The organism is Trichocoleus sp. FACHB-591 (assembly GCF_014695845.1).
Lineage (GTDB): Bacteria > Cyanobacteriota > Cyanobacteriia > FACHB-46 > FACHB-46 > Trichocoleus.
Map to the genome: position 1 here is coordinate 1 of NZ_JACJPA010000106.1, position 6,761 is coordinate 6,761.

The following is a 6,761-nucleotide window of genomic DNA, read 5'->3' on the forward strand; positions in this document are numbered from 1 at the left end:
CAAGTCGTCTACTTACCGCCCTATTCACCAGACCTGAATCGTATCGAAAAGTGTTGGGCATGGTTAAAGGGCCGCATTCGCAAACAACGACGCAGCGCTACTAGTTTGCGTGAAGCGATGGAGACAGTCCTCAAGGAAGCCGCGTCCTAACTCTTGTGGCGACAGCTATATCAGGAGGCTCTAGTATGCGACATCAGTCAAATCGACAGTCAAATCGACCTATTCTAGGTATCATATTCATTCTCTTGGGGTTGGCACTCGCTGGTTTCCTTCACGCTCCTCGTCTAATCTCTTCGTATCAGTTTCAACAAGGACTCACGTCGTATGACGAAGGAGATTATCAAGAGTCTGCGTTAGCTTTTCGTCAGGTCATTAAGCACGATTCAGATAATGTAGATGCTTATTACAATTTAGGGTTGGCACTCAACCAAGCAGGGGAAGTTGATCAAGCGATCGCCGTTTACCGAAAATCCCTTGAATTGACTCCCGAAAACCCAGAAGACATTTATCTCAGCCTTGGTTACGCCTTGGAGGACCGTGGAAGGAATGATGAAGCGATCGCGGCTTATCAAAACACGATTGAGCTGAATCCGCACAGTGCCCAGGCATATACGAATTTAGCTGCTCTACTATATCAGCGATCCGATATTGACGGAGCGATTACAGCCGCTCGCAAAGCGGTTGAACTAAGGCCCAATAACGCAGAAGCTTTGGTGACTCTGGGAGCGGGTTTATCGGATCATGGACATCTGGAACAAGCCAGCACCGAGCTAAAGCGGGCAATCGAGCTTAAGCCAAATAATGCGATGGCCCACAGCAACCTAGGGTCAGTCTTGAGTCAGCAGCAAACAGACAAAGCGATCGCTCAATACCAGAAGGCAATTGAGCTAGACCCGAAGTTGGCGATCGCCCACAGCAACCTGGGATTGGCCTTATCTAAACAAGGAAAGCAAAGTGAGGCTCTGGCTGAGGCTGAGAAGGCAGTAGAACTTGATTCAAAATCGCCCAAGTCCCACTACGCTCTGGGAGCAGTGCTGTTAGCCCAAAATCAGCTACCCGAGGCAATATCAGCGCTGGAGCAAGCCGTTGCACTGAGCTACCACGATGCTGAGTCTCACTTGCTCTTAGGAATTGCTTTGTATGCCGATCGACAAGAGCCGAACGCGATTGAGCATCTGAGGCAGGCAGAAGAACTCTCTAAAGCACAAGGCAAGGTAATCCTGACGAAGCAGATTGAACAAGCGTTACAAGACATTGAGAGGGTATCGTCATGACGCGGAGAGATGGAAGGGGCAGAATTTTCTTTTTCATGCTCATGCCTGGTTTCTTCTTCTCAATCGCAAGTTGGATGTATTTGACAATTCCTGATCGCTACCGAGCTGAAGTTGATTTTCGTTCAAAAGCACTTTCAACCTCTAGCATTGTCGCTGAGAAAAACCAACAAACAACTTGTGTTGGAGGAGGGCTAGGTGCTTGCACATCCAGTTGCAACATGACTGTCAAATTTCAGACCCACCAAGGCAGAACGATTGTATTTTCGAACAATTGCACCTCTGCCAAGAAAAATCAAACCGTTCCCGTTTTGTATAACCCAAAGACTGCTCCTGTGAAAGTGCGAATTGCTCGGGGAGATAGCCCTGAGAGTCGAGCGAACGGCGATCGTCTAACTAGCTTAATGTTTGCATTGTTTGGAATTGGCTCTGTCGCTGCTGGCTTCTCAATCTATAGAACCCCTCCAACACATACCTGAGAGGTTAACTACGATAAAAACTACGATCCTAACTAACGCCTCCACTCTAAAACTCATCGCCTCTCAGCCCAAAATCATCGCGGAGTTTTACTTCACTATGCCCCCTCAGTTGAAACGATTCAAACGAGTAAGCCGTAGCGCTAAACGGGTTTTCCTGGGTTTTATTTCTTGTATGCTCTGCCTGCTGCTATCTGAGCCATTTCTGATCGCTTTAGGGCAACCCAGAGTCAGGGTAATACCGTCAGATATAGTTGAAGATAGCAAAGTTCAGATATTGGCTCAAGCTGCCACCTCTCCTGTAGATGGTAAACCAGAACCACGAGTGTTAGTTGCGGAAGTCGTGGTGCAGGGCGCATCGGGAAAGCTACAAGAAATTGCTTATCAAGCGCTCGTCACCAAATCGGGGCAGGTGACAACACGATCGCAACTTCAAAAAGATATCAACGCCATCTTCAAAACAGGCTGGTTCAGCAGCGTTAAAGCGGTGCCAGAAGATACTCCCAAGGGCGTACGGGTTACATTTATCGTGCAGCCCAATCCAGTACTGCGTCAGGTAAAAATCGTGTCGGTTTCAGGGAATAAGCCTGTCCTGCCAGTAATGGTGGTGGATGGAGCTTTTCGTTCGCAATATGGCAACATTCTCAATCTGCAAACCTTTCAAGCAGGTATTGACAAGCTCACTCAGCGTTATCAAGCCAACGGCTATGTCTTGGCAAAAGTGCTGAAAGATCTAAAGATTTCTGAAGATGGCATCGTGACTTTGAAAATTGCGGAAGGAGTGATTAATCCCGTGATTGAGTCCATGCGGGTGCAGTTCGTGAACTCGGAAAATAAACCAACGAACGTTCAGGAGCAGATGGTTGGCGGTAAAACTCTTGCCTCTGTAATTCTCCCAGCAGTCAGGTCGAAGCCCGGCATGGTTTTTAATCGCGCTCAACTTGAACAAGACCGGAGACGAGTCCTTAGCCTAGGCATTTTGAAGGATGCGAATTTGGCATGGGAATCTGGCAAAAATCCTCAGCAAGTGGCTGTAGTACTGAATGTACAGGAAATATCGGGCATCACTGACAAGTTAGTGAGTAAGGCAGAACGTGTGAACAGAGCGGAGGCAGACTTACAACGGGCACGCTCCCAAAAAGACTCGATCGCCGAAGCCACAGCACTGCGAACTCTTGCCGAAGTGCAGTCTAATGTTGCCCTCTACCAAACTGCCCTCAAACTCTCTCAAACATCTAACGATCAAGCAGGAGCAGCAGAAGCACTCAAGGGATTGGCTTATATCTACAACAATCAAGCCGACAATAAAACAAACGACAGTAACAACGAAAATAATAAAAAGTCCATTGACAAAGAGAAGAAAAAGCAAGCCATTTCCACCTATCAAGCTGCACTGAAGATTTATCAAAATCTCAACAATAACACCCAGGCTACTATCATCTTGAACAATATCGGCTATCTTTTTCAGGAGTTGGAGGATTACCCGTCGGCGATCGCCACCTATCGCCAAGCTGCACCGCTGTTTCAAAAATTAAAGCAACCCTTCTGGCAAGCACTAACTCTGGGTCATTTGGCAGCAAGCTACCGAGAAATTGATGAGATTGATCAATCTTTGATGACTCACCAGCAAGCCCTATTGCTCTGGCAATTTCTGCGAGAACAACCCAACCAACTTCAATCGTCGTCACTGCTAACCAGCGTCGATCAACCGGGCGATCGCCAAAGTCATATAGGTGCCTCCTGGACATACTCCCCCAAAACTGGCTTCCGAGGCGATATTCAGTTCTACATTGGCACCGATGACCTGCGAAAAAGCAGCCTTGCCGATGTGCATCTGCTGGAAGCAATGTCGCTCTTTAATGTGGGTGGTATTTACCAAGTCGTTGGGGATTATCAGCAAGCACTCTACACCTTCAAATCGTCTTTATCCCTCTTCCAAACTCCCTCCCTCTTTCAATCTCTCCTCGAAAGTGGTTCCGCTACTTCTCAAGAAGACCGGAAACTCCTGACCGAATTCATTCCTGAACTGACCGATGCAGGCGAAGCCTTTCTGATGAGTACGCTCTACGCGGATATCGGTTGGCAGCAGGAAGCGCAGAGTTATCGCGATCGGGCGTTAACGAAAGGACGCATCGTGGCTGAGAAAACGCTAGAGAAAATTGCGATTATTAATAAATCGCCTGAGCTAAAGAACCTCTTGCCTGTGATGAAATCCCTATTGCTAAGTGTACTGGCAACCGCTAGCAGCAATTCTTCTAACACACAGTTCAACCAGACGCTGATCAACTGGCTTAATCAGTCCATCCCGATTTTTCAACAAGCCCTTGCCAAACGACCGGAATATAAAACTCAATTTCAACCGTTTCTTCCGTGGCTAGATGTGTTCTACCACTACACACAGGGTGAGGAATTGGCCAAAGCAAACAAACCTCAGCAAGCAGTGCAGGCTTATCATCAAGCATTGACGCAGTGGAAAACCCTGGCACCGCGCGATCTGCAAAGTGCGACAATTCAGGTGAATTTGTTCTCTAAAGGTACTAATTTTACAGACACGTCCACGATCGCATCTTTGGGCATCATGCCGTTAGTCTCAGAGATTTTCGCTCAAGCACAATACGTCTACCATGCTAAAACCTATATTGCCCTGGGTAAGGCACTGCTGGCGTTAGGTAAACCTCAGGAGTCAGTTGAGGCGCACCAGCAAGCCGTGCAGATTTTGCAGATGGGGCATCAGGCTCCAAAACCTTCTCGCCCCCAGCCAGCCAACGCGCTCGACCAGTTTTGGCGAAGCCTGTGGACGCTCTTTTGGGCAAAAATACCCGATGGTGCGACTGCTGATGCGTTTTTCCAATTGGGCAAAGCCTACGCTGCAAATCAACAGAACGCTTCGGCGCTGGAAGCCTATAATCTCGCCCTACCACTGTGGCGCAAAGCTGATAATAGTTTGCAGGAGGCTGATACTTATTGGGAAATGGCGATCGTTCAACGGCAGCAAGGCAATTTAACCGAAGCAAAAACGCACATTGAAACAGCAATTGATCGAATTGAGTCAGATAAAGCGCAAATTAGCCACCAACAGCAGAAGGGGAGTAACAAACCTGTCCTGTCTCAGAAACCTAGCCCTTACAAGTCATACCTCAACCTGGCAGATTACCTCGCCTCAAAGCATAACTACTACGGGTTTTACATTGATTTGCTCATGCAACTGCACCAGCAGGCGCCCACTGCTGGCTATGAGGAGTTGGCTTTTCAAGCCAGTGAACGATCGCACGCCCGCAGCCTTCGTGCCATGGTGAATCGCGCCTCGCGCCCCAGTACGGCAAACTCATCTACCTCTCCAGCCAAGTTGCAAGCCATTCAACTCGCTCAACCCTTGCCCCTGAAAGATCTACAACAGCAGTTGGATGACAAAACTATTCTGCTGGAATACTCTTTAGGCAAAGAACGCAGCTATCTGTGGGCAGTAACCTCAAAGACACTGCAAACCTACAATTTGCCAAAACAGTCTGAGATCGAAGCTGTATCGCGGAAGTTTATTGAATTGATGCAGTCACCACTCTATCGAGTGGGCGATCGCCGTGGTGCCGCTCCACAAGCTTCTCCTAATACTGTTGAAACCGATGCCGCTGCTCAACTAAGCCGGATGCTCCTAAAACCTGTTGCAGAGCAATTGGGCGACAAACGGCTGTTAGTTGTCAGTGACGGAATTTTGCATTACTTGCCGTTTGCAGCCTTACCCAAGCCCGGAACCACTGGAGAAAATCAGGTTCCTCTATTGGTCGATCATGAAATTGTGAGTTTACCTTCTGCCTCAATGCAGATTGGGTTACAGCATCGAGCTAATGCTAAAGCACCCATTAAAACCTTAGCAATGCTGGCAGATCCCATTTTTAGTCGCGACGATCAACGTCTCCAACATCGCTCTCCCAATCGCACTACCGATGTTGAAATCCTTTACTCGCGCTTACCTGCTACACGACAGGAAGCGAGTCAAATTGTGGCGCTGGTTCCCCCTGCCAAAAGGTTGGTGAAACTGGACGCTGCTGCCAGCCGACAAATTGCAATGAGTCCAGAGTTGGCGCAGTATCGAATCGTTCATTTTGCTAGTCATGGCATTCTCAATAGTCAGAATCCGCAGCGATCGGGCATGGTTTTGTCGATCGTCGATGACCAAGGAGCGCTTCAACGCAGCCTACTGTCTACCGCTGATGCGTTTAACTTGAAATTATCAGCAGATTTGGTAGTCCTGAGTGGGTGTACTACCGCGTTGGGCAAAGAGATTCAGGGTGAGGGGTTAATTGGTCTGACCGAAGGATTGATGTATGCAGGTGCCAAGCAGGTCGTTGCGGGGTTGTGGGATGTGAATGATGACTCCACAGCTCTGCTCATGACTCACTTTTATCAAGGTATTTTGAGCCAAGGTTTACCACCCGTTGCTGCCCTGAGATCCGCACAAATCAAACTATGGCAAAGTCAGGATTGGCAAGCCCCCTACTATTGGGCTGCCTTTACCCTGCAAGGGAGTTGAAAAGATGCACCGACCGCAACATTGATGCAGACGTTTTATCAAAACTTCAGAAAATCCTAAGGCACAGGCGCTCCGGCAGGCAATGTTAACCACAATGAAAACCCATCCCCAGCCGCGAGATTGGGCAGCATTCACGCTGATTGGAGAAGCAGAATAAGGCATCTACGCAAAACGATCGCTAGTGGGTTAGAGCTAGTCCGGGCGCTGCCATAAAGTTGGGCGATCGCGCCCTTAAGGGCTAACATCATCGCTACAACTGCGGCGTTGCTGAATAGGTAATGATTTAAGCTGAGAGAGGAATTGTCTGATACTTCAAATAATGCAGCAGCAACCGAAGTGAACACCTCAACATCTCAACTGATTTGGAGTAGCTCAAGGTTTTCCGGTGCAATCGTGCTAAATAATGCCTCAGTCGGGTATTTTCTCCCTCCACCCGAGTCATATAAGTCTTACTGACAATTTGGTCACTTTCCTCAATGAACATAG

6 protein-coding genes are annotated in these 6,761 nt (G+C 48.2%); 4 read left to right on the forward strand and 2 right to left on the reverse strand.

Annotation, left to right across the window (positions count from 1 at the left end):
• The 4 genes from H6F90_RS21885 to H6F90_RS30845 form a co-directional block, all read left to right on the forward strand.
• Positions 1-150: transposase (locus tag H6F90_RS21885; RefSeq protein ID WP_190550225.1), on the forward strand; the 150-nt coding region annotated here is incomplete at its 5' end.
• 35 nt (positions 151-185) lie between these two features.
• Entirely contained in the window at positions 186-1,274 is a 1,089-nt protein-coding gene (locus H6F90_RS21890; protein ID WP_190554303.1) for a lipopolysaccharide assembly protein LapB, read from the forward strand.
• A gap of 573 nt (positions 1,275-1,847) precedes the next feature.
• Positions 1,848-6,275 carry a CHAT domain-containing protein gene (locus H6F90_RS21900; protein WP_190554305.1) on the forward strand — a complete coding sequence of 1,476 codons (4,428 nt, stop codon included), beginning with the start codon at positions 1,848-1,850 and terminating at the stop codon, positions 6,273-6,275.
• Positions 6,276-6,369: 94 nt separating this feature from the next.
• Entirely contained in the window at positions 6,370-6,432 is a 63-nt protein-coding gene (locus H6F90_RS30845) for a hypothetical protein (RefSeq protein ID WP_242024587.1), read from the forward strand.
• On the opposite strand, the gene H6F90_RS21910 is transcribed toward H6F90_RS30845, so the two are convergent.
• A complete protein-coding gene (locus tag H6F90_RS21910; RefSeq protein ID WP_190554307.1) occupies positions 6,407-6,619 on the reverse strand; it encodes a hypothetical protein in 213 nt (70 codons plus the stop codon). The two genes, H6F90_RS30845 and H6F90_RS21910, sit on opposite strands and share 26 nt — an antisense overlap.
• A partial coding sequence (locus H6F90_RS21915; protein WP_190554306.1) for an IS1 family transposase occupies positions 6,559-6,761 on the reverse strand: 203 nt, incomplete at its 5' end. The genes H6F90_RS21910 and H6F90_RS21915, both read right to left, overlap by 61 nt.

Excerpts from the sequence above, each read along its gene's own strand:
- H6F90_RS21890 (WP_190554303.1), top strand. The coding sequence starts at position 186 with ATGCGACATCAGTCAAATCGACAGTCAAATCGACCTATTCTAGGTATC.
- H6F90_RS21900 (WP_190554305.1), top strand. The coding sequence starts at position 1,848 with ATGCCCCCTCAGTTGAAACGATTCAAACGAGTAAGCCGTAGCGCTAAA.